This window comes from Desulfomicrobium norvegicum, from assembly GCF_900114595.1.
Classification (GTDB): Bacteria; Desulfobacterota; Desulfovibrionia; order Desulfovibrionales; family Desulfomicrobiaceae; genus Desulfomicrobium; species Desulfomicrobium macestii.
In genome coordinates this window covers 1-22,405 of the sequence record NZ_FOTO01000013.1, presented here as the reverse complement: position 1 = coordinate 22,405, position 22,405 = coordinate 1, and the positions used below count along the sequence as shown (strand labels likewise).

General features: G+C 61.7%; 19 protein-coding genes and 5 tRNA genes. 14 read left to right on the top strand and 10 right to left on the bottom strand.

Features of this window, described 5'->3' with window-relative positions; genetic code table 11:
- Window positions 1-5 precede the first annotated feature (5 nt).
- The 7 genes from mraY to mraZ are packed head-to-tail and all read right to left on the bottom strand — an operon-like array spanning window position 6 to window position 7,522.
- Window positions 6-1,082 carry a phospho-N-acetylmuramoyl-pentapeptide-transferase gene (gene mraY / locus BMZ24_RS15810; RefSeq protein ID WP_092193729.1) on the bottom strand — a complete coding sequence of 359 codons (1,077 nt, stop codon included), beginning with the start codon at window positions 1,080-1,082 and terminating at the stop codon, window positions 6-8.
- Window positions 1,079-2,437 (bottom strand): UDP-N-acetylmuramoyl-tripeptide--D-alanyl-D-alanine ligase, encoded by a 1,359-nt coding sequence (locus BMZ24_RS15805; RefSeq protein WP_092193728.1) that lies wholly within the window; start codon window positions 2,435-2,437, stop codon window positions 1,079-1,081. The genes mraY and BMZ24_RS15805 overlap by 4 nt, the downstream gene beginning before the upstream one ends.
- Window positions 2,434-3,864, bottom strand: coding sequence for a UDP-N-acetylmuramoyl-L-alanyl-D-glutamate--2,6-diaminopimelate ligase (locus tag BMZ24_RS15800; RefSeq protein ID WP_092193727.1), 1,431 nt, complete (start codon window positions 3,862-3,864; stop codon window positions 2,434-2,436). The genes BMZ24_RS15805 and BMZ24_RS15800 overlap by 4 nt, the downstream gene beginning before the upstream one ends.
- A 2-nt stretch (window positions 3,865-3,866) precedes the next feature.
- Window positions 3,867-5,801 (bottom strand): penicillin-binding transpeptidase domain-containing protein, encoded by a 1,935-nt coding sequence (locus BMZ24_RS15795; RefSeq protein WP_092193726.1) that lies wholly within the window; start codon window positions 5,799-5,801, stop codon window positions 3,867-3,869.
- A 19-nt stretch (window positions 5,802-5,820) separates the two neighbouring features.
- Window positions 5,821-6,096 (bottom strand): FtsB/FtsL family cell division protein, encoded by a 276-nt coding sequence (locus BMZ24_RS15790; RefSeq protein ID WP_244150389.1) that lies wholly within the window; start codon window positions 6,094-6,096, stop codon window positions 5,821-5,823.
- A complete protein-coding gene (gene rsmH / locus BMZ24_RS15785) occupies window positions 6,093-7,055 on the bottom strand; it encodes a 16S rRNA (cytosine(1402)-N(4))-methyltransferase RsmH (protein WP_092193725.1) in 963 nt (320 codons plus the stop codon). The genes BMZ24_RS15790 and rsmH overlap by 4 nt, the downstream gene beginning before the upstream one ends.
- An 11-nt stretch (window positions 7,056-7,066) precedes the next feature.
- A complete protein-coding gene (gene mraZ, locus BMZ24_RS15780) occupies window positions 7,067-7,522 on the bottom strand; it encodes a division/cell wall cluster transcriptional repressor MraZ (protein WP_092193724.1) in 456 nt (151 codons plus the stop codon).
- A 773-nt stretch (window positions 7,523-8,295) separates the two neighbouring features.
- On the opposite strand from mraZ, the gene BMZ24_RS15775 reads away from it, so the two are divergent.
- From BMZ24_RS15775 to BMZ24_RS15740, 8 genes are read left to right on the top strand one after another with little or no spacing between them, the layout of a single operon-like run.
- Window positions 8,296-10,029 (top strand): proton-conducting transporter transmembrane domain-containing protein, encoded by a 1,734-nt coding sequence (locus tag BMZ24_RS15775; RefSeq protein WP_092193723.1) that lies wholly within the window; start codon window positions 8,296-8,298, stop codon window positions 10,027-10,029.
- Window positions 10,030-10,077: 48 nt separating this feature from the next.
- The gene (locus tag BMZ24_RS15770; protein ID WP_161949193.1) at window positions 10,078-10,779 is read left to right on the top strand and encodes a PTS sugar transporter subunit IIA; all 702 of its coding nucleotides are present in this window, start codon (window positions 10,078-10,080) and stop codon (window positions 10,777-10,779) included.
- Window positions 10,776-12,716: a proton-conducting transporter transmembrane domain-containing protein gene (locus tag BMZ24_RS15765; protein WP_092193721.1), complete on the top strand. Its 1,941-nt coding sequence runs from the start codon at window positions 10,776-10,778 to the stop codon at window positions 12,714-12,716. The genes BMZ24_RS15770 and BMZ24_RS15765 overlap by 4 nt, the downstream gene beginning before the upstream one ends.
- Window positions 12,716-13,621, top strand: coding sequence for a respiratory chain complex I subunit 1 family protein (locus BMZ24_RS15760; RefSeq protein WP_208599871.1), 906 nt, complete (start codon window positions 12,716-12,718; stop codon window positions 13,619-13,621). Before BMZ24_RS15765 ends, BMZ24_RS15760 begins: the two co-directional genes overlap by 1 nt.
- Window positions 13,618-14,262 carry a hydrogenase gene (locus tag BMZ24_RS15755; protein ID WP_092193720.1) on the top strand — a complete coding sequence of 215 codons (645 nt, stop codon included), beginning with the start codon at window positions 13,618-13,620 and terminating at the stop codon, window positions 14,260-14,262. Before BMZ24_RS15760 ends, BMZ24_RS15755 begins: the two co-directional genes overlap by 4 nt.
- The gene (locus BMZ24_RS15750) at window positions 14,259-15,695 is read left to right on the top strand and encodes a proton-conducting transporter transmembrane domain-containing protein (RefSeq protein WP_092193719.1); all 1,437 of its coding nucleotides are present in this window, start codon (window positions 14,259-14,261) and stop codon (window positions 15,693-15,695) included. The genes BMZ24_RS15755 and BMZ24_RS15750 overlap by 4 nt, the downstream gene beginning before the upstream one ends.
- Window positions 15,692-17,173 carry a hydrogenase large subunit gene (locus tag BMZ24_RS15745; RefSeq protein WP_092193718.1) on the top strand — a complete coding sequence of 494 codons (1,482 nt, stop codon included), beginning with the start codon at window positions 15,692-15,694 and terminating at the stop codon, window positions 17,171-17,173. The genes BMZ24_RS15750 and BMZ24_RS15745 overlap by 4 nt, the downstream gene beginning before the upstream one ends.
- An 11-nt stretch (window positions 17,174-17,184) precedes the next feature.
- Window positions 17,185-17,976: an NADH-quinone oxidoreductase subunit B family protein gene (locus BMZ24_RS15740; protein ID WP_092193717.1), complete on the top strand. Its 792-nt coding sequence runs from the start codon at window positions 17,185-17,187 to the stop codon at window positions 17,974-17,976.
- Between the two features lie 89 nt (window positions 17,977-18,065).
- Here the strand turns inward: BMZ24_RS15740 and groL are convergent, their stop codons facing one another.
- Together groL and groES are read right to left on the bottom strand one after the other, a co-directional pair.
- On the bottom strand, window positions 18,066-19,703 hold the full coding sequence (groL, locus tag BMZ24_RS15735) for a chaperonin GroEL (protein WP_015774790.1): 1,638 nt from the start codon (window positions 19,701-19,703) through the stop codon (window positions 18,066-18,068).
- Window positions 19,704-19,730: 27 nt separating this feature from the next.
- The gene (gene groES, locus BMZ24_RS15730) at window positions 19,731-20,021 is read right to left on the bottom strand and encodes a co-chaperone GroES (RefSeq protein WP_092193716.1); all 291 of its coding nucleotides are present in this window, start codon (window positions 20,019-20,021) and stop codon (window positions 19,731-19,733) included.
- 292 nt (window positions 20,022-20,313) lie between these two features.
- On the opposite strand from groES, the gene serS reads away from it, so the two are divergent.
- From serS to BMZ24_RS15700, 6 genes are all read left to right on the top strand, one after another.
- Window positions 20,314-21,597 carry a serine--tRNA ligase gene (gene serS, locus BMZ24_RS15725; protein WP_092193715.1) on the top strand — a complete coding sequence of 428 codons (1,284 nt, stop codon included), beginning with the start codon at window positions 20,314-20,316 and terminating at the stop codon, window positions 21,595-21,597.
- Between the two features lie 52 nt (window positions 21,598-21,649).
- Window positions 21,650-21,725 (top strand) — tRNA-Lys (locus BMZ24_RS15720).
- A gap of 6 nt (window positions 21,726-21,731) precedes the next feature.
- Window positions 21,732-21,807: transfer RNA gene (locus BMZ24_RS15715), tRNA-Glu, on the top strand.
- Between the two features lie 25 nt (window positions 21,808-21,832).
- Window positions 21,833-21,910: transfer RNA gene (locus tag BMZ24_RS15710), tRNA-Glu, on the top strand.
- A gap of 25 nt (window positions 21,911-21,935) precedes the next feature.
- Window positions 21,936-22,009, top strand: a tRNA-Gln gene (locus tag BMZ24_RS15705).
- 3 nt (window positions 22,010-22,012) lie between these two features.
- Window positions 22,013-22,090, top strand: a tRNA-Glu gene (locus tag BMZ24_RS15700).
- Window positions 22,091-22,166: 76 nt separating this feature from the next.
- Here BMZ24_RS15700 and BMZ24_RS20010 read toward each other — a convergent pair.
- Window positions 22,167-22,405, bottom strand: a 239-nt coding sequence (locus tag BMZ24_RS20010) for a hypothetical protein (protein ID WP_208599870.1), incomplete at its 5' end; no start/stop codon positions are given.

Here is a 22,405-nt window from a genome sequence, read left to right as displayed (position 1 = left end):
CCTTCCTACCTCAGTTTGAGTGTTCCCAGAGCCATGACCGCCAAAAGAAGCGACAGAATCCAGAAACGGATGATGATTTTCGACTCGTGAATGCCTTTCTTCTCGAAATGATGGTGCAGGGGCGCCATGCGAAAGATCCGCTTCCCACCGCTGACCTTGAAATATCCGACCTGCAGGATCACCGACAGGGTCTCGACCACGAAGAGGCCGCCCACGATGACCAGCAGCAGTTCCTGCTTGCACAGGATGGCGATGAAACCCAGCGTGCCCCCGATGCTCAGGCTGCCCACGTCGCCCATGAAGACTTGGGCCGGGAAGGCGTTGAACCACAAGAACCCAAGGCCCGCCCCGACCATGGCCCCGCAGATCACCGTGACCTCGCCGACCCCCGCGATGTAGGAAACCTGCAGGTAGTTGGCGAGATTCACATGGCCGGCCACATAGACGAAGAGGGCGAAACACCCGGCCGAAACCACGGCTGGGCCGATGGCCAGACCGTCGAGGCCGTCGGTCAGGTTCACTCCGTTGGAGGCCCCGATCATGACGAAAAGCCCGAACGGGACATACATCCAGGTCAGGTCCGGATTGAAATTCTTGAAGAACGGAACCATGAGCTTGGTCGAATATTCCGGAAACGAAACCAGCAAGGAGACCGCGCCGACACTGACGATCAGCTGTCCGAGGAGCTTGATCCTGGGGGAGAGCCCGTCGTTGTGCCTGCGCACGACCTTTATGTAGTCGTCGACAAATCCGACCGCCCCGAAACCAAGAAAAACCATCACCGTCAGCCATATGTACTTGTTGCTCAGATCGCTCCACAAAAAGACACTGAACAGCATGCAGAATCCGAACAGCAGGCCACCCATGGTCGGAGTTCCGCTCTTGGCCTGATGATCCGGACCGCATTCTTTTATATATTGGCCAAATTTAAGCTTGCGCAACCATCTGATAAAAATTGGGCCGATGATTATCGACAGGATAAGCGCAGTCAGCATGGCATAGATGGATCTGAACGTGATGTAACGAAACACGTTTAGCATACTGACTTGGTCGCTAAGGGGGTACAGCAGATGATAAATCATGCCCAACTCCTTTCCAGCGCAGAATAATACTGCTCCATTTTACATCCCCGCGACCCCTTGAAGAGCATCACGCCTTGCTCGCAGCGCACTGCGCTCAAAGCTTGCAAAACCTCTTCAGCCCCGGACACTTTCTTGAAAACACCTGTGAATCCGCCGAGTCCGGCCTCCACGTCCTGTGCGTGATTCCCCTGAAAAAAGCAGTGTGACGCGCCCGTGTCCGCGATCAATTCGCCCAGTTCACGATGAGCGCGGGAACTGTCCGCGCCCAGTTCGAGCATGTCGCCAAGAACCAGCACCAGCCGCTTGCCTTCGCCAAGACGCCCGGCTTCGCGGATGGAGCGTGCCATGGACACGGGATTGGCGTTGTAGGTGTCGTCGATGAAAAGCCACGTTCCGACACGGCTCTGCGCGAATCGCTGGGTCACCGGGCTGTATTCCGCCAGGGAGGACTCGATGGCCGCCATGCCCAGGCCCAGCTCCATGGCCATGGCCACGACCGCGGCCAGGTTCTCGGCGATATGCACGTTGTGCGACACCTTGCAGCGCAGCTCTTCACCCTTGACGCGCACGGTGTAGGAAATGGACCCCTCGACGTTCTCCTGCCGCAGACACGAATAGTCGGCCCGGGCTCCGGCTCCGGAAAAGGTCACCAGCTTCGGATCTCGCCTGGCGCTTTGCTGCAAAAGCTCGGGATAGTCTGCATTGACGCAGGCGAACCCGCCCTTGCGGACATGATCGAGCAAAATGGATTTCTGCTCCGCCACTCCGGACAGACTGCCGAGCCCTTCCAGATGGCAGGCGCCGATGTTGACCAGAAGCGCCGCGTCAGGGGCCAGGATATAGCCAAGCTCATCCATGTCGCCGGGCTGGCTGATGCCAAGTTCCAGGACCCAGAAATCCTCATCTCCGTCCATCTCCAGAATGGACAGGGGCAGGCCGATCTGATTGTTCAGATTGCGAAAATTCTTGGCGGTGCGCCCGGCCGCAGACAGCACCTGCGCCAGCATCTCCTTGACCGTGGTCTTGCCCGCCGATCCACTGACGCCGATGACCCTGGCGCGGGTTCCTTCCCGCCAGACCCGAGCCAGTCGGCCCAGAGCCGATGTCGTGTCACGTACCAGCAACACCGGAACATCCAGATCAAGAGGCGCGCTGGCCACCACGGCGCAGGCACCGTTCGCCACCGCCTGCCGCGCGAATTCATGCCCGTCGAGCTTCTGCCCGACGATGCAGAAAAAGAGGTCGCCCTGGCGGACGGCACGGCTGTCGATGCTCACCCGGCTCACTGGCTGGTCGTGGTCATGCTCGATGCTCGCGGCCATGGCGGAGGCGATCTGCTGCAAGGTCATGTTCATGACAGGCACTCCCGCACGACCTCGAAGTCCGAAAAATGACGCTTTTGAGTACCTATGATCTGATAATCCTCATGGCCCTTGCCCGCGATGAGCAACGCGTCGCCCGGTTCCATGGTCTCAAGGGCCAGCGCTATGGCCTTGCGCCGGTCGGCCTCGCGCAGGACCCGGCGCGCTTTTGCAAGACCCGGCTCGATCTGGTCGATGATGGAATCCGGGTCTTCGGTGCGGGGGTTGTCCGAAGTGACCACGGCCACATCGGCGTGTCGGGCCACGGCCTCGCCCATGAGCGGACGCTTGCTCGCGTCACGGTCCCCGCCGCAACCGAACACCGTGAGCAGGCGCTTGAAACCCATGGATTTGAGCGCCACCGAAACTTTTTCAAGCGCGTCGGGGGTGTGCGCGTAATCAATGAAAATATCGAGCCCGCGCTCATTGGGCACCCGTTCCAGGCGGCCGGGAGCGCCCGGAGCCTGGCTCAGGCAATCGCACTGCGCCGGAGTCAGGCCGAGCAGCAGCCCCGTACCCACGGCCGAGAGCAGGTTATAGGCGTTGTGACGACCCACCAGACCCGTGCGCAGCTCCCAGGCATGCCCGTCATGACTCAGGCCAAGAGTCATGCCCCAAGGCCCGGCGGCAAGGATCCGGCACCGCAGTCCGGCGTCCTCGGAGTCGAGTCCGAATCCGAGCAGATCGGGACGCATCTCTTTCAGACGCTGCCCATACTCGTCGTCGACATTGACGAGCCCCTTGGCGCAACGCGCCGGGCCATCCAGAAACAGGCGCGCCTTGGCTTCGAAGTAGCGCTGCATGTCCCCGTGGTAGTCCAGATGGTCCTGAGTCAGATTGCTGAACACGCCCACTTCCATGGGCAGTCCGGCGATGCGTTCCTGATCCAGGGCGTGGGAGGAAACTTCCATGACCAGATTTTCGACGCCGTCACGGACCATGCGTCCGATAATCTCGTGCAGGCTCAGGCAGTCCGGCGTGGTCATTGTCGCCGGGACCTGGACGCCGGGCCAGGAGCAATGCACCGTGCCGATGAGGCCGGTGGCCATGCCGTTGCGGCTCAGCAGAAAATGGATCAGATGCGCGGTGGTCGTCTTGCCGTTGGTTCCGGTCACGCCGATGATCCTCGGCAGGTGCGATTGCGTTCCGAACGCCGCAAGGGCCAGCACTCCGAGAGTCTGCGCGGGGCTCTGCACCGCCAGACAAAAAACGCCCTCATGACGAGCGACATCTATACCCTCGCCATGCACCACGACCCGCGCGCCGCGAGCCACCGCGTCGTCGATGAACCGCGCACCGTCGACCCGTGTCCCGGAAAGGGCCACGAAAACGTCGCCAGGCGTCACCGCACCAGAGTGGGTGCGCAGCCCGGTTCCGCCACGAAGCATTTCAAGCACGGTCTCAAGGTTCATCTGGTTCATTCCTAACCCGGTTGCCCAGTCAGCCAGAGCTGACATTTTTTGTCCGCCGGCCACTTCTCGCCGGGGAGCGGTTTTTGCTTTTCGATGATAACGCCCTGGCCCTTGACCGAAGGCACGATCCCTCGCGCCACAAGTATCTCAAGCGCTTCGCGCACTGTCGCGCCCTGCAGGTCCGGCATGAATTCCCCGTCAACGCTGATGTGCTCCGATCGCTTCACCGGGGCCGAAAATCGGTCCGGCGAAACCTTCGCCATCTGCATCGCATCCACCGGTTCGGCCAGCATGCCCGAAGAGTTGAGCAGCTGGACCCCGATGTTGCGTACTTCAGGGGCGACCAGCACGCCGCCGTAATGCCCCGCCTTTGGCTCATCGACCATCATACAGACCAGATAGCGGGGCTTGTCCGCCGGAAAAATGGCCACGAACGACGCGACATAGTCCCCGCCGTAACCACCGGTCGGACTCGCTTTCTGGGCCGTCCCGGTCTTGCCCGCGACCCGCACGCCTTCGATGCGCGCCTGGGTGCCGGTGCCGTCCTCCTGAACCACCTCTTCCATCATGGCCATGACCATTTTGGCCACATTCGAGTCAAAGACGCGGGTGCCCTGCACCGGCTTGTCGGCCTCGTGCATGAGGCGCAAAGGCAGCCGGACCCCGTCGTTGGCGATGCACAGATACGCATCGGCCAGTTGCAGCATGGTCACGGCCAGGCCTTGCCCAAAAGAAATATTGGCCAGCTCGACATCCTTCCATTGGCTGACCGGATTGAGCAGCCCCGCCGATTCACCGGGCAGGGGCAGGCCGGTCCGGCGCCCGAAGCCGAGATCCTGCAGATATCGATTCAGCTTGGCGGCGCCGAGCTCAAGCCCGATCTTGGCCGCGCCGATATTGCTCGAATAGCGGATGATCTTGCTTACGGTCAGGTTCTCGTACTTGTGCGTGTCCTTGACGCGACGCCCCTTGACGCTCCACTTCCCGTTTTCGCAGTAGTACTCCTTGCCCGGAGTACAGACCTTCTCCTGCAATGCCGCCGCGACCATGATGGGCTTCATGGTCGAGCCCGGCTCGAAAATATCCACGGCCATGCGGTTCTTCCACTCCCCGCGGATCTTCTTGACCGCGTTGGGATTGAAGAACGGATAATGCCCCCAGGCCAGAATATCGCCCGTGGGCACCTCGACCACCAGCGCCATCCCGGATTTGCCCTTGGCCCGGATCACGCTGCGCGCCAGCGCCTCTTCGGTGGCCAGCTGTACCTGGCTGTCGAGGGTCAGGCGCAGGTCCTGGCCGTTGAAAGAACTTCTGTCGCCGCTTTCCAGTGATGACAGCCTTTTGCCGGCCGCATCCTTCTGCACGGTGTACTTGGTGGATGACGGCAGGAGCAGGTCGTTGAAACTCTTCTCCAATCCCTCGATGCCGTGTCCGTCCATGTTCACGAAGCCGAGCAGCTGCCCGGCCATGTGACCCTGCGGGTACTGGCGGGAATTCTCGGTTTCCAGATAGACGCCGGGGAGCATCTCGGCCTTGATCGCCTCCGCCTGAGCGTCGCTGATCTTGCGTGCCACCCACACAAAACGCTTCTTGGGCCCCATCTTGGAAGCGAGGCCCTTGGGGCTCATTCCCAGAATGGAGCCAAGGCGTTGCGAAACGGTCCAGGGGTCCTTGATCTCGTTGGGGCGGACATAGACGGACGGGGTCGCGATCGATTTGGCCAAAAGGAGGCCGTTGCGATCAAAAATTTCACCGCGCTTTCCGGACACGGTCTCCGAGGCCCAGTACTGGCGATTGGCCATCTTCGCGTACTCGGGCCCCTTGACCACCTGCACGTAATAGGCACGTGCCCAAAGCCCCATCAGCGCCAACGCGAAAAGAACCCCGGCAAAAAGTATCTTGCCGCGGCTTCTGTCCTTGGGTGGCTTGCTTCCGGTTTTTGTCACTTTTTAAGCCCAGTCCTGCCTATTGCTGCATGGTACGTATCTGATCCCGCCTTGGAGGCTGCAACCCCGCTTTTTCAGCCCGATCGCGCAGAGTCGCCGGAGCGAGCAGATAATGCAGCTCCACCTGCAGTTTCGAATTCTGATCCTGCTTTTCCTGCAACTCGCGTTCGAGAATTTTCAATTCATAAGCCAGATCAACCCGTTCGATATTGACCCACACCAGTCCCAATCCGAGAATCATGGTCACCAGGAACATGACCCCCATGCTCAAATATCCCTTGCCGCCCTCGCTCACTGCGCCTCTCCATCAACCCTCTCCGCCACGCGCAGCTTGGCGCTGCGGCTCCGGCTGTTGGACCGCATCTCCTCTTCGGTGGGAATGAGCGGCTTGCGAAAGGGGAGCCTGAGCTTTTGCGTATGTCCGCACTGACATACGGGGTACTCCCTAGGACACAGGCAAGCGGAACTTTCCTTGCGAAAAGCCCTCTTCACGATGCGGTCTTCCAAAGAATGAAAGGAGATGACTGCGATGCGCGCGCCCGGCCGCAAATAATCGACGACGCGCTCCAGAAAAAATTCAATTTCCCGCAACTCCTGATTCACTTCCAGCCGCAGGGCCTGGAAGGTCTTGGTCGCGGGATGATTGCGCGACAATGCGCGCCGTTTGGCCGGGTAGGCCGCGGCCACAATGCGGGCCAGCTCAAGGGTCGATTCGATCGGGGCCGTCTCGCGGATCTTGACGATAGCCCGCGCGATGCGCCCGGCCATGGGCTCTTCGCCGTAATCCCACAGGAGCTGGCGCAGCCGCTCGAAAGAGGCTCCGTTGACGATGGCCGATGCGGGCTCACCGCCTGAACCAGGATCCATGCGCATGTCAAGAGGGCCGTCCTGCAGGAAGGAAAAGCCCCGTTCGGGACTGTCCAGTTGCAGTGAAGACACGCCCAGATCGGCGATCACGCCGTCAAGCCTGTCCCAGCCAATCTCCCGCAGGGCCTGGGGAAAATGCTGGAACGACGTATGGGCCAGCTGTACGTTTTCTCCGTACATCGCCAGCCTCTCCCCGGCCTTGGCCAGGGCCTGTTCGTCCCTGTCCAGCCCCAAAAGCAGGGCCTGCCCATCGGTAATCTCCATCAACCGGGCAGCATGTCCAGCAAGGCCGAGGGTCGCATCCATGTAGAACCCGCCGGGTTTCGGCGCGATCCAATGCATGACCTCTTCGAGCATGACCGGAATGTGATCGGAATATGCGTCCATGGCTCCTCCGATCAGAACCGTAGTTCAAATCCTTTTTCGGCCAGATCATCCATGACCTGATCGACATTCTCCTGCAGGGCGTTGCGTCCTGCCTCAAAACGCTCCTGGTCCCAAATTTCGAACTTCCGTCCCACTCCGGCCAGAATGATGTCCTTCTGCAAGCCCGCGTAATTGCGCAGATGTGGTGGAACAAGAATCCGTCCCTGCTTGTCGAGGGTCACCTCGGCTGCGCCGGAAATGAAAAAGCGGTGAAAATCCCGAACCTTGCGATCAGCCATGTTCAACTTGGAAAAACTCTGTTCAATGATTTCCCATTCTGGCAGGGGGTAGGCAGCTACACAATCGTCGAAGTTGGTCAGCACAAGCTTGCCGTCCGGGGAATTGGCGAACACCTCGTCGCGAAATTCAGGGGGCAGCATGAGCCGTCCCTTGGGATCTTGCGTACGTTGTGAATGCCCTCTGAACATGTTGTCTCCTCAGCCCTTTCCACTTTTTACCACTTTTTACCACCCTTACCCATGCATCTCTTGGGGAGTCAAGCCATTCCTCCATTTTTTACGGATTTACCCCGTAAAAAAAACTTTGCGCGCACGCCATTTCCGTAACTTCGAAAACCATCCTTTCGCCCCGGACAACGTCGCCCCAGGGGGGATTCCACCCGACCGCGCAACAGTCAATTGACAACTCCTTGAAACAACATGTCTTTGCCCTCATTCGCGATACCCGCCCCTGAAAACAGGCCTTTTGCGACCAAAAACACCCGCGCGTGCACAAACCTCATTTTTGCGACTTCATTTCCTTGACTCTCTATTTTGAGAGGCATATCCCCGGGAGTGGATACGATAACGTACAGGCTTCCAGATTAATTCACTGTAATTTTAAATATTACTCTGAAAATTTTATCTATCCAAAAAACGAAAAATAAGTTTTCCATGCAGCCACTTCTGCATGAAGTGATAATCATGATCTTTCTCAACGCATCATTCAAACAATATGAAAATAGAGAAGAAAAAGTGATTTTTTTCACTTTCCCAGAAAAATGGAACAAGATTTTTTACTAGCATGCGCATTGGGAGCAACGATTATTGGCTTGATCACGAGCCATGTATTTCCCCGTTGGTGGATCAGCTCCACTCTGACGGCATCCGCATGCGCATTTTGGGCTGCAACCAGGACGCTGTCAGGCGGTCCGGTCTGGGAATGGCACAGCGCCTGGACACTTGGCGGTACGCACGTTTTCATGCGCCTGGATGGAATCAGCGCTTTTTTTTTACTGCTTTTGACCGTCGTTGGCGCCACGGGGGCCCTGTACAGCCAGACATACTGGGCACAAAAGGCGCATCCCCGTTCCGCCGGACAAAGCCGCCTGTGGTGGAGCGCCATGCTGGCCTCCATGGGCCTGGTGCTGACCCAATCCAACGGGCTGCACTTTCTCTTCGCCTGGGAAGCCTTTGCGCTGACCGCCTATTTTCTGGTCACTCTCGACCGCAAAAACATCCAGGTCCGGGCCGCCGGGCGCCTTTATCTCATTGCCTCCCACGCCGGGACACTGGCCCTTTTCGGATTTTTCGCCGCCCTGGCCGCAAAAACAGGCAGCTGGGAACTTGGCCCCATGACTTCGCAAACCGCCCTGGCCCCGCTCTTCTGGGTCGCCCTTGCGGGTTTCGGCATCAAGGCCGGCGTCTTTCCGCTGCACATCTGGCTGCCCTCGGCGCACGCAAACGCCCCGAGCCATGTTTCGGCCATCATGTCCGGCGTGGCCATCAAAATGGGAATTTACGGACTGATCCGGTTCAGCTCCTGGCTTCCCCTGCCCGAGGGCGCAGGCTGGGTCGTGGCCGGACTGGGCTCCGCCAGCGCGGTCCTTGGCGTCGCCTTCGCCCTTGGGCAGCATGATCTGAAGCGTCTGCTGGCCTATCACAGCGTGGAGAACATCGGCATCATCCTCCTCGGGCTGGGTTTCGCCATGATCGCGCTGGACCATGGCCGCCCCGAGTGGGGACTGCTGGCCTTGACCGGCGGGCTGCTCCATGTCTGGAATCACGGGCTTTTCAAGGCGCTGCTTTTTCTTGGCGCGGGGTCTGTGCTGCACGCAACGGGGACCCGGGAGATGAGCCGCCTGGGAGGACTCTGGAAGGCCATGCCCTGGACGGCCTCGCTCTTCACCCTCGGGGCCATGGCCATCAGCGGACTGCCGCCGCTGAACGGATTCGTCAGCGAATGGCTGGTTTACCGGGGACTGCTTGACGCCGGCCGTCTCAAGACCGGCGTGGCCCTCGGCGCGCTGCCCGCGGCCATCCTGCTGGGCGTGACCGGCGCTCTGGCCCTGGCCTGCTTCGTCAAGGTCTGCGGCGTGGTCTTTCTTGGCGCGCCGCGTTCCGAAGATGTGGCAAAAGCCCGCGAATGCGGAGTTGGCATGCGTGCGGCCATGACGGTGCTGGGTGCATGCTGCCTGATCATCGGCCTTGCCCCGGCGTTTTTCTGGCCGACACTGCTGCGGGTTGCGAGCGTCTGGGCGCACACGGATTCGGGCCTGATCGTTCCCAACCCTCTGAGCCCGCTGGGGACGGCCCACCTGCTTCTGGCGCTGGCGGCCCTGACCGTGGCCGCAATCGCCGTGTTGCTGCCGCGCGGCCGCCAAAAACGGGCGCTGACCTGGGATTGCGGCTACCGCGCTCCAAGCTCGCGCATGCAGTACACTGCCGGATCCTTTGCCGGAATCATCACCGCATGGTTCGGCTGGATTCTGAGGCCCGCCGTGAAAGTCAGCCTGCCTGACGACATCTTTCCCGCCAGATCCAGCCTGGAAAGCCGCACTCCCGAGACGGTCCTGGAGCAGGTGGTGATACCGGCCGCCACGCACATTCTTCGCCTTGCGGACTTCGTGCGCACTTTCCAGCACGGACGCGTGCAATCCTATCTTCTGTATCTGTGCGCGGCCATCCTCGTGTTATCCATCGCCGTGCTCCTTTGAACCGGATAAACAGCCATGTCCTCAAACAACCGATCATCAAAAACTCCCATGTACATAAATCTCATCCAAATAGCCGAATCCTTTGGTGTTTCCGAGCACGTCATCCTGGAATGGGTGCGCAAGAACGACATGCCCCACGTCCATGACCGCGATCGCATCCTCTTTGAACGCGACGAGGTCATGGACTGGGCGGCGAGCCACGGGCTCGGCATCCAGGGCGGATTTCTCTCGGAGCCCGCGCCCTCGCTGGCCAATTCACGGGAACTGATCACCTTGCTGCGCCGGGGCGGAATCTGGCGCGACGTGAACACGGCCGATCTCGGTCAACTTTTCGAACGCATCGTCCGCAGCCTGCCCGGCCTGTCTCCGGCCGTATCGAACCTGATCGTGCAACGCCTCCTGGCCCCCGGCGGCATAACCGCGGCTCCCGTTGGCGACGGATTTGCCCTGCCCCATCCGTCCATGCGAGTCGCCCTGGGCGAAGCCTGCGCCCTGGTGGCGCTGATCCAGCTGAACGCGCCCTGGGGTGCGGTCCAGCCCCCCGACGGCAAGCCGATCACCCGATTGCTCTTTTTCATCTCTCCGACGCCCCGCCTGCATGTGAACATGCTGGGCCTTTTGGCGCGCGGCATCGCTTCCGGCATGCTGAGCGAAGCGCTGGACAGGGGCGCAAACGACGAGACCCTGCTGCAAATCCTTGCCGAGTGCGCTGACAGACAGACCCCGCGCAACGCCGGAGAGACCCGATGATCGCCGCACTGCTGGGCATTTTCGGCCTGTCCCTGCTCCTGGCCATGATCCTGGGGCGAACGCATGCGCGCATCTGGCTTGGGCTGAGCGCCATTGCCTCCCTGAGCGGGCTGTATGCGGCCCTGATCACACTGATCACGACAGAAACCTGGATCTGGCGCGGCGGTATCGTCCTGGGCGGGGAAACCCCGTTCCTGCGTCTTGACGGAATCAGCGCCCTTTTTCTGGTCCTGGTCTGCCTGGTCGGCGGTCTGGGCGCGCTGTACGCCCATGAATACTGGTCCGGGCACCATCACCCACGTTCCGCGCCAGGAGGACGCTGCTGGTGGAGCACCCTGGTCCTGAGCATGGGACTGGTCCTGACCTGCGCCAACGGCCTGCACTTTCTCTTTGCCTGGGAGGCATTTGCCCTCAGCGCCTATTTTCTGATCACCCTGGATCACGACCGCAAGGATGCACGCAAGGCGGGGTGGCTCTATCTGGCGGCTTCCCACGCCGGAACCATGGCCCTCTTAGCCTTCTTCTCGGCGCTGGCCGCCCGCACCGGAACCTGGGAGCTTGGCCCCGTACATGCCCAGGCCGGCCTCGCGCCGCTGTTCTGGCTCGCCCTGTTCGGATTCGGGGTCAAGGCGGGCATGTTCCCCCTGCACATCTGGCTGCCCTCGGCCCATGCAGGCGCCCCGAGCCATGTCTCGGCCATCATGTCCGCCGTGGCCATCAAGATGGGCGTCTACGGCATCGTGCGCTTCAGCGGCTGGCTGCCCATGCCCGGAAGTTCAGGCTGGGTCCTGCTCGGCATCGGATGCCTGAGCGCGCTTCTGGGCATCGCCTTCGCCCTGGCCCAGAACGACATCAAGCGTCTGCTGGCCTACTGCTCGGTGGAGAACGTCGGCATCATCCTGATCGGTCTCGGCCTCTCCGTGCTGGCCGTCCAGCACGGTCAGCCCATATGGGGCAAGGCCGCCCTGGCCGGAACCTTCCTGCATGTCATCAATCATGGCCTCTTCAAATCCCTGCTGTTTTTCGGCGCGGGATCGGTGCTGCACGCCACGGGCACCCGCGACATGAGCCGTCTTGGCGGATTGTGGAAAGTCATGCCCTGGACCGCGGCCCTTTTCGCCGTGGGCGCCATGGCCGTGTCTGGACTGCCGCCCCTGAACGGATTTGTCGGTGAATGGGCGATCTACCAGGGCCTACTGCGGGCCGTGGCCCAGAAAGGGCCCGCCGCCGGAGTCCTGCCCGCGGTCATCGTGCTCGCCGGGGCCGGAGCGCTCGCCCTGGCCGCCTTCGCCAAGGCGGTCGGCATCGTCTTTCTCGGGGCCCCGCGAAACAAGCCCGCCGCGCACGCCGTCGAATGCGGCTGGATCATGCGCACGCCCATGATCCTGCTGGCCATGATCATGATCGCCATCGGCCTGCTGCCCGGCCTTTTCTTCCGTCCGATCATGGGCACCGTCGCCGTCTGGGCCCCGCAATGGGCCATGGCAGACCCGCTCCTTGCGACCCGGACCCTCGGAGGCGCGCACACCATCCTGATCTGCGCGCTGATCGCGGGCGGCTTTCTGATGCTGCGCAAGATTCAAGGCGCCGGGACAAGGACGGGCCCGACCTGGGACTGCGGCTATGCGGCTCCGACCGCGCACATGCAATATACCAGCGGCTCCTTTGCCGGAATCGCAAGAGGCTGGTTCGCATGGCTGCTCAGGCCCGAAATCATGATTCGGCGGGTACGCGGCCATTTTCCGGGCAAGTCCCTGATCCTTGAGCGGGTGCCGGAAACCGTCCTTGAAAAAGCCGTCATGCCCGGAGCGGCGGCCGTGTCCTTCGTGGCCGACGGAGCCAGGAAAATGCAGCACGGCCGTCTGCACCTCTACATTCTGTATGTTTTTCTCGGAGTCACGGCTCTGGGAGTCATGGTTCTTCTGGGAGGGATGTGATGCCCCTGTATATGGTTATTCCCCTGCGCCTTCTGTTCTGGCTGCTTCTGGCGCCGCTGCTTCCGGGCGTCATCAACAAGGTCAAGGCCTGGGTGGCCGGACGGCAGGGCCCGCCGGTGCTGCAACTGTATTACGATCTGGCGCGGCTGTGGCGCAAGGGCGTGGTGGTCAGCACCCTGGCTTCGCCCGGCTTCATCATCGCCCCGGCCGTGGCCTGGACGGCCGTGGTCACGGCGGCCCTGCTGCTGCCCCTGGCCGGCACGGGCACGGCGTTCTCCTTTGACGGGGATGTTCTGCTACTGGTCTACCTGCTGGCCCTGGCCCGCTTCTGCACGGCCTGGGGGGCCATGGAGACGGGCTCCGCCTTCGAAGGCATGGGCGCGGCCCGCGAGGTCAGCTTCGCCGTCCTGGCCGAGATAGGGATCATCACCGCGATCCTGACCCTGGTCGTGCAATCGGGCAGCATCGCCCTCTCGTCCATGTTCGAGCCGCTCTTTGGGCCAGGCGCGGCGCTCCTGGCCGTGGGGCTTTTCATCATCCTGCTGGCCGAAAACTGCCGGGTTCCCTTTGACGACCCAAACACCCACCTCGAACTGACCATGATCCACGAAGTCATGGTCCTGGACCACAGCGGCCCGCCGCTGGCCATGATACTGCACGGAGCCTCGGTCAAGCTGCTGCTCTTCGCCGTCTTCCTGGCGCAGGCCGTGCTGCCCCTCTCGGAACTGCCGCTTCTGGCCTCCGTCGCGGCCCTGCTCGTGAGTGTGCTGCTGATCACCGTGGCCGTGGGACTGGTCGAGTCCCTGACCGCGCGCCTGGCTTTCCGCCGGGTCCCGCTTCTTTTGACCATCGGCTTCCTGTTCTGCCTTTTTCCCCTGCTTCTGACCTGGATGGGTGACCTATGAACGACACGCTGAACCTCCTGATCGGCCTGGCCATGGGCCTGAACCTCCTGGCGCTGGGCACCAGCCGCCTGCCCGTCCTGATCCGGGCGGTGGCCATGCAGGGCGTGCTTCTGGGGCTATTGCCCCTGGTGCTCGAAGCGCACGGCCTGGACTGGCGGCTGGTCCTCATCACCTTGGCTACCGTGGCCGGCAAGGGCGTGCTCATCCCCTTCATGCTCATCCGCGCCATGCGAACCGCCAACATCGCCCGGGAGCTCGAACCCTTCATCGGCTACATCCCGTCCCTGCTCCTCGGCGCGGCCGGAACCATCGCCGCCGTGGCCCTGACCCGCTATCTGCCGCTCCTGCCCGAACACGCCGGAAACCTGCATGTCCCGGGGGCCATGGCCCTCATCCTGACCGGGTTTATCCTGCTCATCGGGCGCACCAAGGCCATCTCCCAAGTCTGCGGCTACCTGATCCTTGAAAACGGGATCTATCTCGCAGGGCTGCTGCTCATTAGATCCACCCCGATCCTGGTGGAATTCGGCATCCTGCTCGACGTCACCGTCGGCATCTTCGTCATCGGCATCATCGTTGACCGCATCCAAAGGGCCTTCGATTCTCTCGACACCCGCAAACTCACGGCGCTGCACGAATGAACGCATACCTGCTCATCATCATCCCCCTGATCGGAGCCGTGCTGGCCGCGCTGTGGCCACGCAAGAAGAGCCGCCCCCTTTTCCTGCCCGCGGTCGGACTGGTCCACACGATCCTGTGTTTTCTGCTCCTGGCCAAGCCCGAAGCCGTGGACCCGGCGGTCTGGCTGGCCTTTGACCCCCTGGCGCGGGCCATCCTGCCCGGCGTGTCCCTGCTTTTCCTGGTCTGCGCCTGCTATACGGTGGGCTATCTGCGGCTGAAAGAGCAGGACAATAGGGTCTTTGTCCCGGCGCTGCTGCTGGTCCTCGGGCTCCTGAGCGCCGCCCATCAGGCCAGGCACCTGGGCATCCTGTGGATCGCGACCGAGGCCGTGACCCTGGCCTGCGTGCCGCTGATCCACTTCAACGGCACCCCGAAATCCTTCGAGGCTACCTGGAAGTACCTGCTCGTGGGCGGCACGGGCATCGCGCTGTCGCTTCTCGGCTCCATTTGCCTGGGGTACGCATCCCTGCACGGAGGCGAAAGCGGGGACATCACCTTCACGGCGCTGCTGGAGCATGGACCGAACCTCTCCCGCGCCTGGGTCCTGACCGCATGGGTGCTACTGCTGGTCGGCTACGGCACCAAGATGGGCCTTGCGCCCATGCACACCTGGAAGCCCGACGCCTACGGGGAGAGCCCGGGCATCGTCGGCGCGCTGCTCGCGGGCGGGGTCACGTCCGTGGCCTTCATGGCCCTGCTGCGCATCAAGTCCGTGGTAGATGCCGCCGGAGAGGGCGTCGTGACCGGCCGCACCCTGCTCGCCATCGGCCTCTTCTCGACGCTGGTCGCGGCGCTTTTCCTGCTGCGCACCCGCGACTTCAAGCGCATGCTCGCCTATTCGAGCATCGAACACATGGGCATCCTGTGCATCGCCACCTCCCTGGGCGGACCCGGGGTCTGGGCGGCGCTCTTCCATGTCTGGAGCAACGGTCTGACCAAGGGCGCCCTCTTTTTGAGCGCGGCCAACCTGCAACGGGTCGCGGACTCGTCATCCATCGATGACGTGCGCGGCATGTCCAAGGTTCTGCCGCGCACCTCCATTCTTTTCGTCGTGGGCATGTTCGCCATCACCGCCTGCCCGCCCTTCGGCCCGTTCTTCAGCGAACTGCTCATCATCCGCGCCGGCCTTGGCGCGGGGCAGGGCTGGGCCGTCGGCCTCTTCCTGGTCTGCCTGCTGCTGGCCTTTTTCGGAATCTCGCGCATCGTCTTTGCCGTTGTCGACGGCCGCCCGAGGCTCAAAAAACCCAATCCCGCGCACCTCAAGGAATCGGCCGGGCTCATCCTGCCCCCGCTCTTCCTGCTGGCGGCGTCACTCTGGCTCGGTCTTTTCACCCCGGACATCCTGAAAGGTGCCTGGTCCGCCGCGGTCCTTCAACTCTTCCCAATACCATGAACACACTCGCCCCATTTTTCCAGTTCCCCAATGCGTCCAGAATTTCGTGGGCCTCGGTTCCGGTTTTCTCGGTGACCAAGCTCGTCCGCCTGACCGGAGAAATGCTTGAATCAGGAGCGCGGCTGTGCTCATGGTTCGGCGTCCCGGAACATGACGGCACGATCCTGGTCGCCGTGCTGGCCATGGATGCCGAAAGCACCCTGGCGGTGGCCCGCAGCGAACCCGTAGGCGGCTCATACCCGTCCCTCACCCCGAAACACCCTCAGGCCCACCTCTTCGAACGCGAAGTCTGGGAGCAGCACGGACTGGTTCCCGTCGGCCACCCGTGGCTCAAACCCGTGCGCCACACCTACGGCAACGCCCCGGCCAACGCCCCTTTCTACCGGGTGGACGGCGGGGAGGTGCACGAGGTGGCCGTGGGTCCGGTGCATGCGGGCGTCATCGAACCCGGGCACTTTCGCTTTCAGTGCGCTGGCGAGGAGGTCCTTCATCTGGAGATCGCGCTTGGATACCAGCATCGAGGTGTGGAGGAAGCCCTGGCAAACGGCCCGCACAGAGCGACCATGAGCCAGGTGGAAGCCGTCGCCGGAGACACGACCATCGCCCACGCAACGGCCCATGCATCGGTCCTGGAAGCGCTCGGCGGCGTGGAGGCCCCCCTGCGCGCGCAGTGGCTGCGAGCCATCGCGCTGGAGCTTGAGCGGCTGGCCAACCATACCGGCGACATGGGAGCTTTGGCCCTGGATGTGGCCTTCCTGCCTACCTCGGCGGCGTGCGGAAAAATCCGGGGAGACTTTCTGAATCTGACGGCGCTTCTGTGCGGCAACCGTTTCGGCCGCGGGCTGATCCGCCCCGGCGGATGCCGTCATGATCTCGAAGAGGACCGGCTGCAGACCCTGGAGCAACGGCTGAAAGTCCATATGAACGATGTCGAGCAGGCCATGGCCTGGTTCTGGGACGCTGCCTCGGTGCGGGTGCGCTTTCGCAACGTCGGCGTCGTGCATCCGTCCCAGGCCGCGGACATCGGCCTGGTCGGTCCGGCGGCGAGGGCCTGCGGACTGGTCCGCGACGTGCGCTTCGACCATCCGGCGGGCTGGCACCGCTTTTCCCATTCGCCCGTGGCAGTCTGGCCCAGCGGAGACATTTTCGCCCGCGCCCGGGTACGATCCCTGGAAGTGCAGCGTTCCGGGCGCTATCTCTTCGAGCAACTGGCCGCTCCCGTGGATGGAGACACCAGCACCGCCCTGCCCGCCCCGCAGCCGGAATCCATGGTCGTGGCCCTGGTCGAAGGCTGGCGCGGAGAGGTCTGCCACGTGGCTCTCACCGACCACTTCGGCCGCTTCCGCCGCTACAAGATCACGGACCCGTCCTTCCACAACTGGACCGGCCTGGCCCTGTCCCTGCGCGGCACGGCGATCTCGGACTTTCCCATCTGCAACAAGAGCTTCAACCTGTCCTACTGCGGCTTTGACCTCTAAGGGGATCATGCATGTACATATTCGACACTATCATGAACCGGATGCGGCGCGGTTGCCAGACCATGCCCTATCCCAAGGGCCCTGCCCCGGCCCTGCCGGACCGGCACGGCGGAGCCCTGCGCCTTGACGCCTCGGCCTGCCCGGCAGGCTGCGCGGAGTGCATCGCGGCCTGCCCTGTCTCGGCCATCACCCGCGAGCCGGGCCAGGCTGCACGCCTCGACCTCGGCCGCTGCCTGTTCTGCGGAGACTGCGTGGAGGTCTGCCCTGGCGGAGCCATCACCCGGACGGGCGACCATCGCCTGGCAGTACGCCGCCGCGAGGATCTGATCCTGGGCGAACCCGGCAAGGAGGAACTGCGGCTGGCGGCGGCCCTGGACGGAAAAATGAAAAGCCTGCTGGGCCGCTCCCTGCGCCTGCGGCAGGTCAGCGCGGGCGGATGCGGCGCCTGCGAGGCCGACATCAATGTGCTTGGCACCATCGGCTGGGACCTGGGACGTTTCGGTATCCAATACGTGGCCTCGCCGCGTCATGCCGACGGCGTGCTCATTACAGGCCCGGTGACCAAGGGCATGGAACTGGCCCTGCAAAAGACCTGGGAGGCCGTGCCCGAACCGCGCATCGCCATCGCGCTCGGCGCCTGCGCCATCAGCGGCGGCCCCTTTGTCGGGCACCCGCAGCACAACGACGGGGCGGCCCCTGTCATCCCCATCGATCTCTACATCCCCGGCTGCCCGCCCCACCCGCTGACCATCCTGGACGGCTTCCTGCGCCTGCTGGACCGGCTGCCCGCACACAACCGCTAGGACCTTGATCACGGGCGACAGCCCGCCATAAGACGCAAAAAGGGCCGGAATCGCTTCCGGCCCTTTCATCATTATGGGATATGAACGGCTTAGTACATGCCGCCCATGCCGCCCATGCCGCCACCGGGCATGGCCGGAGCAGCCTCTTCCTTGGGCTTCTCTGCGATGGCGCACTCGGTGGTGAGCAGCAGGGAGGCTACGGAAGCGGCGTTCTGCAGGGCGATGCGGGTCACCTTCTTGGGATCGATGACGCCGGACTTGAGCAGATCTTCGTATTCGCCGGAAGCGGCGTTGTAACCGAAGTCTTCCTTGCCGTTGCGGACCTTGTCGATGACCACGGCGCCTTCAACACCTGCGTTGCCGCAGATCTGACGGATGGGCTCTTCGATGGCGCGACGGATAACCTGTACGCCGGCGGCTTCGTCGTCATCGGCGGGCTTGACGGAATCCAGGGCGGACTGGCAGCGCACCAGGGCGACACCGCCGCCAGGCACGATACCTTCTTCAACGGCAGCGCGGGTGGCGTTCAGGGCGTCTTCCACACGGGCCTTCTTTTCCTTCATTTCGGTCTCGGTGGCTGCGCCAACGTTGATCACGGCAACGCCGCCAACGATCTTGGCCAGACGCTCCTGCAGCTTCTCGCGATCGTAATCGGAGGAGGTCTCCTCGATTTCGTTGCGGATCTGCTTCACGCGGGCCTTGATGGCCTCGGCTTCGCCGGAACCGTCAACGATGGTGGTGTTTTCCTTATCGATGACAACGCGCTTGGCGGAACCGAGCTGGTTCAGGGCGATGCTCTCGAGCTTGACGCCCAGATCATCGGAAACAACTTCGCCACCGGTCAGGATGGCGATATCCTGCAGCATGGCCTTGCGACGCTCACCGAAGCCGGGAGCCTTGACGGCCACGACCTGCAGGGTGCCACGCAGCTTGTTGACAACCAGGGTAGCCAGGGCTTCGCCTTCGATGTCTTCGGCGATGATGACCAGGGGCTTGCCCATCTTGGCGGCCTGCTCCAGAACGGGGAGCAGTTCCTTCATGTTGGAGATCTTCTTTTCGTTGATCAGAATCAGCGGAGAATCCATCTCGCAGACCATCTTGTCAGGGTTGGTCACGAAGTAGGGGGACAGGTAGCCGCGGTCGAACTGCATGCCTTCGACGACGTCCAGGTTGGTCTCCAGACCCTTGGCTTCTTCAACGGTGATGACGCCTTCCTTGCCGACCTTGCCCATGGCTTCGGCAATGATGTTGCCGATGGTGGCATCGTTGTTGGCGGAAATGGTGCCTACCTGGGCAATTTCCTTCTGATCGCGGGTGGGCTTGGCCAGCTTGTCCAGGCTCGCGATAACGGCTTCAACAGCCTTGTCGATGCCGCGCTTGATGGACATGGGGTTGCGACCGGCGGCAACCAGCTTGATGCCTTCGGTGAAGATGGCCTGGGCCAGGATGGTGGCGGTGGTGGTGCCGTCGCCTGCGATGTCGGAAGTCTTGGAGGCGACTTCCTTGACCATCTGGGCGCCCATGTTCTCGAACTTGTCTTCCAGTTCGATTTCCTTGGCTACGGTCACGCCGTCCTTGGTGATGATGGGGGAACCGAAGGACTTCTCGATGACAACGTTGCGGCCCTTGGGTCCGAGGGTGACCTTGACGGCATTGGCCAGGGTGTCCACGCCGATTTTCAGTTTTTCACGGGCCTTGGCATCAAACTTGATAATTTTAGCAGCCATGTGTGCGTCTCCTTGAATTCTTAAAAATTAGGCTTCGATAACAGCGAGGATGTCGTCTTCACGCATGATGAGGAGTTCCTCACCTTCGATCTTGATCTCGGTGCCGGCGTACTTATTGAAGATCACCTTATCGCCGGTCTTGACGCCCATGGGGATCTGCTTTCCGTCTTCGGCGACCTTGCCCGGACCGGCGGCAACCACTTCACCCTTGATGGGCTTTTCCTTTGCGGAATCGGGGATGATGATGCCGCCTTTGGTTACCTGCTCCTCTTCGAGACGCTTGACCAGAATACGGTCGTGCAGTGGTCTGAGTTTCATGTTTTTCCTCCAAGATGTTTAAGAATTTCTTCCGTGTAGATATTTTTTTTGGCACTCGGCAAGCCTGAGCGCCAAAACGCGGAACTGAAAATGTAACTCAAGTTCCGCGCGAGACAGAGGCCCAAATAATCCCTGCCACAGTGAAGTCAAGGGACGAAGCCAAAAAAAAATTCATTCCTCGCCAAACCGGGCGGCTTGTGATTCGGATCAAGGCAGGCTATGCATTTCGCCTCACAACCGCCACCACCGCCCGCTTAAGGGCTGACCGCAAGACCGCTACAAGGACATCCCCATGCTCGACATCAAATTTATCAGATCAAATCCGGACGAGGTCAAAAACGGACTGCGCAAACGCCGCAGCAAGCTGGACCTTGAACCTTTCCTGGCCATCGACCAGAAAAGGCGCGACCTGCTCCTTGAGGCAGAAGACCTGAAAGCCCGTCGCAACCAGGCCTCCGGCGAGATGGCCCGGATGAAGAAGGCCGGCGAGAACGCCGATACCCTCCTGGCCGAGCTTGGCATCATGTCCACGCGCATCAAGGCCCTGGACGAGGAGCTCAAGGACATCGAGCAGCAGACTTCGGACTGGGTCATGTCCATTCCCAACGTCCCGCACTCCTCCGTGCCCGAGGGCGTGGACGAGGCGGACAACCTGGAAGTGCGCAGCTGGGGCGAGAAACCCGCCATGCCCTTCGCCCCCAAGGAGCATTGGGAGCTGGGCACGGCCCTGGGCGGACTCGATTTCGAGACCGCGGCCAAGATCACGGGCAGCCGCTTCGTGATCCTCAAGGGATGGGCGGCCAAGCTGGAGCGCGCGCTGATCAGCTTCATGCTCGACGTGCAGACCCTTGAAAACGGCTACGACGAGGTCATGCCCCCGGTCATCGTCAACCGCGAGAGCCTCATGGGCACGGGACAGTTGCCCAAGTTCGAGGAAGACCTCTTCCATCTCGAAAACACGAGCTACTATCTCATCCCCACGGCCGAGGTCCCGGTGACCAACATCTACCGCGACACGACCCTGGCCGAATCCGCGCTGCCCATCGCCCACTGCGCGTACACCGCGTGCTTTCGCTCCGAGGCGGGCTCCTACGGCAAGGACACCAAGGGCATGATCCGCCAGCACCAGTTCGACAAAGTCGAGCTGGTGCGCTTCGTCCACCCCGACTCATCATATAATGAACTGGAAAAACTCCTCGGCCACGCCGAGAGCATCCTGCAAAAGCTCGGGCTGCCCTACCGCGTGGTCACGCTGTGCGCCGGTGATCTGGGCTTTTCTTCGGCCAAGACCTACGACATCGAGGTCTGGCTGCCCGGCCAGGACAAATACCGCGAAATCTCGTCCTGCTCCAACTTCGAGGATTTTCAGGCCCGCCGGGCCGGAATCCGCTTCAAACCAGCGGACGCCAAGAAGAGCAGACTGGTTCACACCCTGAACGGATCGGGCCTGGCCGTGGGCCGGACCATGGTCGCCATCCTGGAAAACTACCAGCAGGCCGACGGGTCGGTACTCGTGCCTGAAGTCCTGCGCCCTTACATGAACGGGCTGGAAAAAATTGAATTGAAAAAAGACTGACTTTCCGGCTTGACAAGGTGGGTACCCCCCTATAGAAGCGTCTTCTCTTTACGGGCCGTTAACTCAGACGGTAGAGTATCTGCCTTTTAAGCAGAGAGTCGAAGGTTCGATCCCTTCACGGCCCACCAAAATGCGTCCCCATCGTCTAGTGGCCTAGGACGGCGGCCTCTCACGCCGCTAACAGGGGTTCAAACCCCCTTGGGGACGCCACTTTTTTCTCCGACGCGGAACTTGCGTCCCCATCGTCTAGCTAGGTCCAGGACACCGGCCTTTCACGCCGATAACAGGGGTTCAAATCCCCTTGGGGACGCCACTTTTTTTGTTTTTTGTTTTTTTGCTGGGTGATCGTTCAACGGTAGGACAGCGGACTCTGACTCCGTCAATCTTAGTTCGAATCTAAGTCACCCAGCCACCTGTCCCCATCGTCTAGCTAGGTCCAGGACACCGGCCTTTCACGCCGATAACAGGGGTTCAAATCCCCTTGGGGACGCCAAAGGAAGCAAGGCCTTACATCGCAAGATGTAAGGCCTTTTTCTTTTATCCGCATGCTGACCGCTTTTCTTGTCAACTCAAATCCTTTCCGCAGGATTGACGCCTTTCGTTGGCCAATCCTCGATCATTTGTCTCCAAACGCCAAAGCACAGCGTATTCACTGGCTGAATCCCCCCCCGATCATTTGCATATGCATGCAAAATGAGAATTTGCCACTGGCCTGCGTATTCCGGTCCAAACTGACCACGGATTCCGGCGGAAACTGACCACCGATTCCATGGGAAACTGACCACGGATTCCACGACAAACTGACCAC

Excerpts from the sequence above, each read along its gene's own strand:
- serS (WP_092193715.1), top strand. The coding sequence starts at position 20,314 with ATGCTCGACATCAAATTTATCAGATCAAATCCGGACGAGGTCAAAAAC.
- BMZ24_RS15740 (WP_092193717.1), top strand. The coding sequence starts at position 17,185 with ATGTACATATTCGACACTATCATGAACCGGATGCGGCGCGGTTGCCAG.
- BMZ24_RS15755 (WP_092193720.1), top strand. The coding sequence starts at position 13,618 with ATGAACGACACGCTGAACCTCCTGATCGGCCTGGCCATGGGCCTGAAC.
- mraZ (WP_092193724.1), bottom strand. The coding sequence starts at position 7,522 with ATGTTCAGAGGGCATTCACAACGTACGCAAGATCCCAAGGGACGGCTC.
- BMZ24_RS15745 (WP_092193718.1), top strand. The coding sequence starts at position 15,692 with ATGAACACACTCGCCCCATTTTTCCAGTTCCCCAATGCGTCCAGAATT.
- groES (WP_092193716.1), bottom strand. The coding sequence starts at position 20,021 with ATGAAACTCAGACCACTGCACGACCGTATTCTGGTCAAGCGTCTCGAA.
- BMZ24_RS15760 (WP_208599871.1), top strand. The coding sequence starts at position 12,716 with ATGCCCCTGTATATGGTTATTCCCCTGCGCCTTCTGTTCTGGCTGCTT.
- groL (WP_015774790.1), bottom strand. The coding sequence starts at position 19,703 with ATGGCTGCTAAAATTATCAAGTTTGATGCCAAGGCCCGTGAAAAACTG.
- BMZ24_RS15770 (WP_161949193.1), top strand. The coding sequence starts at position 10,078 with ATGTACATAAATCTCATCCAAATAGCCGAATCCTTTGGTGTTTCCGAG.
- rsmH (WP_092193725.1), bottom strand. The coding sequence starts at position 7,055 with ATGGACGCATATTCCGATCACATTCCGGTCATGCTCGAAGAGGTCATG.
- BMZ24_RS15805 (WP_092193728.1), bottom strand. The coding sequence starts at position 2,437 with ATGAACATGACCTTGCAGCAGATCGCCTCCGCCATGGCCGCGAGCATC.
- BMZ24_RS15800 (WP_092193727.1), bottom strand. The coding sequence starts at position 3,864 with ATGAACCAGATGAACCTTGAGACCGTGCTTGAAATGCTTCGTGGCGGA.
- mraY (WP_092193729.1), bottom strand. The coding sequence starts at position 1,082 with ATGATTTATCATCTGCTGTACCCCCTTAGCGACCAAGTCAGTATGCTA.
- BMZ24_RS15775 (WP_092193723.1), top strand. The coding sequence starts at position 8,296 with ATGCGCCTGGATGGAATCAGCGCTTTTTTTTTACTGCTTTTGACCGTC.
- BMZ24_RS15765 (WP_092193721.1), top strand. The coding sequence starts at position 10,776 with ATGATCGCCGCACTGCTGGGCATTTTCGGCCTGTCCCTGCTCCTGGCC.
- BMZ24_RS15750 (WP_092193719.1), top strand. The coding sequence starts at position 14,259 with ATGAACGCATACCTGCTCATCATCATCCCCCTGATCGGAGCCGTGCTG.